The 2,992-nt window shown below is 62.8% G+C and carries 2 protein-coding genes; both read left to right on the top strand.

The genetic code is table 11. The annotated features are described in order from the left end of the window. The coding region (locus ACIQ3Q_RS22105) for a S8 family serine peptidase (RefSeq protein ID WP_396271393.1) at positions 1 to 1,871 on the top strand (1,871 nt) is incomplete at its 5' end. Positions 1,872 to 2,038: 167 nt separating this feature from the next. Beyond that, a partial coding sequence (locus tag ACIQ3Q_RS22100; protein ID WP_396271392.1) for a hypothetical protein occupies positions 2,039 to 2,992 on the top strand: 954 nt, incomplete at its 3' end.

Genomic DNA, 2,992 nt, shown 5'->3' with positions numbered 1-2,992 from the left:
TGTCCGCTTTGAACGGACGCGGTGTAGGCATCGCCATTTTGGACTCCGGCATCGACTGGAACCATCGCAGCCTGATCGGCCCCGATGGCAAGACCCGCGTCAAAGCGGCCATTGACATGGTGGAGATCGGCCGAAAGATTGCCGACCGTGGTTGGCGTAAGGGGCTGGACTTCTCACCGATGCTGCGCACAGCCATGGCCACGTCCGTCATCAAGTTGGCCGAAGGGGGCATGCCCGCGAACGCCAAGCTGGCCGACCCCTACGGGCACGGCACCCATGTTGCGACCGCAGCTGCGGGCGCTGGGCACTATCAGTTCCCTGACGCCAGTGGTGTAGCTCCTGGTGCCGCCCTGTATGACGTTCGGGTGCTGGACGAGCGCGGTGTCGGCAATATGGCCGATGTGCTCGCCGGCATCGACTGGGTGGTGCAGAACGCGCGCATGGCCAACATCCGAGTGATGAACATGAGTCTGGGCTCAAGCTCCAACGAGTCGTTTCTGAGCGACCCCTTGGCGCGAGCTGCACGCAGTGCGGTGGCTACGGGCATTGTTGTGGTGACATCGGCCGGCAATGCTGGCAAAGATGCGCAAGGCCGCATGGTGTACGGCAGCATCACCTCGCCTGGCCACGATCCGTCAGTGATCACCGTAGGTGCCTCGAACTTCAAGGACACCCCCGTTAGAAGCGACGATCTGATGACGACCTTCAGCTCGCGTGGCCCGACTCGTGGGGCCATGCCCTATGCCAATGGTCGCGTGTGGGTGGACAACCTCATCAAGCCGGACCTCGTCGCCCCGGGCAATAAAGTGGTGGCCGCATTGTCCAGCGACATCACGGGCAGCGTGAGCAGTTGGAACGTGCTGGCCAAGACCTACCCCGAACTGACCCAGGTGCCCGGAGCACAGCAGGCGCCTAAGCAAACGCTGATGCACATGAGCGGCACTTCGGTGGCCAGCCCCGTGGTGGCGGGTGCAGCGGCCGTGTTGCTGCAGGCCAACCCCGGCCTCACGCCACCCTTGGTCAAGGCCATCTTGCAATACACCGCCCAACCCTTGGCGGTTGGCAGCCTGCTAGAGCAGGGCTCGGGTCAACTCAATGTGGAAGGAGCCGTCCGGCTCGCCGCTGCGCTGCGGCAAGACATAGGCCCGGCCATTGAATCGGGCACGCTACTGCCCGGCGACAAGCTCCTGGCGCCTGGCCGCACCCTGCCGGCCGAGTACTCTTTGCTCAACGGCGAGCGGGTCAACTGGAGTCGACTGGTGACAGCCGGGGGCAGCCATGTGTTTTCGGGAGGCACCTTGTTCACCCGGCTGCAGCCCATCTACGACCCCCGCCTGACCTGGGCTCGCCATTTGGCGTTGCGGTCTGAGGTTCGTTGGTTGCCGTCCAGTCAGCTCGTCCCGGCTCGCTCGGTGCCCAGCTCCATTGTGGAGCGGCAAGTGCAAGATACCCCCCTCATGACTCCCGGCGTGCGCTTGCTGGATGGCGCATTGGGAGCAACAGCAGGCCAAGGTCGAGCCTTACTCAGCCCCGTGACGACGCTGGCCAGCAAAGCCAGTAGCGCCAAAGCGCCTGTGCTGACCAAAGGGTTCAGAAGCACCCGGGGCGGCTTAATGGCAGAGGGCTTCATCCTGAGCGAGGGCTTCATTCTCAGTGAGGGCTTTATCCTGAGCGAAGGGTTCATCCTCAGCGAGGGCTTCATTCTCAGTGAAGGTTTTATTCTCAGCGAGGGCTTTATCCTGAGCGAGGGGTTCATTCTGAGTGAGGGCTTCATCCTCAGTGAAGGCTTCATCCTGAGCGAGGGCTTCATCTTGAGTGAGACCCTGGCGGATCCCTTGGGCGCTCGTGGGTCCGCCATGCACGGCGACTGAGCGAAACGCTCTCCCTTGATGCCGCATGCTTGCTTGCATGCGGCATTTTTCTTGGGCAAAGGACTTGGCCAGACGCCCGAAGAGAAGTCTCAAGCCCGAGGCCTAAACAACCGACATCCTTGAAAGGCTGCTTCGCGCGGCGTTCGCTTTGTCGTTGACCCCAATCCGTGTACGCTCAACCCCACCTCTTGACAGGCCTCTGGACACGCTTCGCGGCGCGCCACCTGTTCGACTACAACACAGCAGCCACACGCCTGTGGCTGGTCATTGTGGCGTGCGGCTTCGCGGTAGCTGCTTGGAGCGTGTTCAGGCTGGCGCAGGCCGTTCCAGAGCAATGGATGGCGTTCGCACTGGGCACGGCACTGGCCGTCTTTGCAGGCATGGTGCCCGTGCGGATACCGCGCACCAAAACGTCGTTCAGTGTTTCGGACCTGTTCATCTTCTATCTGCTCATCAGCCAGGGGCCTGCGGCCGCGATCTTGGCCGCTGGCGTGGAGGGTGCCCTGGGCGCCTACAGAACCTCGAAGCGACTGACGAGTCGTTTGAGCACACCCGCAGCGGCCATGGTGGGCTTTGCTGCAGCAGGTTTGGTCTTGGAACTCTGCCGCCATGGGTTGGCGCCATGGCTGCGGCCACAGGTGGCCGACATGGTGGGAGTGTGCATTGCGGCACTGCTGCCCTTCATCTGCACCACATTGCCGCTGACCTCGGTGCTTGCACTCAAGCAGGGTAGGAAGGTCTCGCTGGCACAGTGGTGGAGCCAGTGCAGCTGGTTTGGGGCGATCTACCTGGGCTCGGCCATGGCTGCGGCCATCGGGCACATGAACACGATGCAGTTCGGCGCATCAGCCTTGGTCGCCGCTGTGGCGGTCGTGTTTGCCGTCATCATGCTGCTGCGGGTCTCGCTGGACAAACAGGAAGCCGAGCACCAAGCCCAAGAAGTGCGCTTGCAAGCGGCGCAGCGCGAAGCCGAGTTGGGTCAGTTGCGCTTTACGGCCTCCTTCACCCATGCGGGCGTGGGCATGGCCATTGTTGACCCTGCGGGCAAGGTGGTGCAGGTCAACAAGGCCTTGTGTCGGCTGTTGAAGTCGGTCGAGCCCGCCATGGTAGGCCAGCCCTTC

It is taken from the genome of Ideonella sp. (assembly GCF_044358605.1).
In the GTDB taxonomy this organism is placed as follows: domain Bacteria; phylum Pseudomonadota; class Gammaproteobacteria; order Burkholderiales; family Burkholderiaceae_C; genus Ideonella.
Note: the sequence above shows the minus strand (reverse complement) of the source record. Positions and strands in the feature narration are given on the sequence as shown.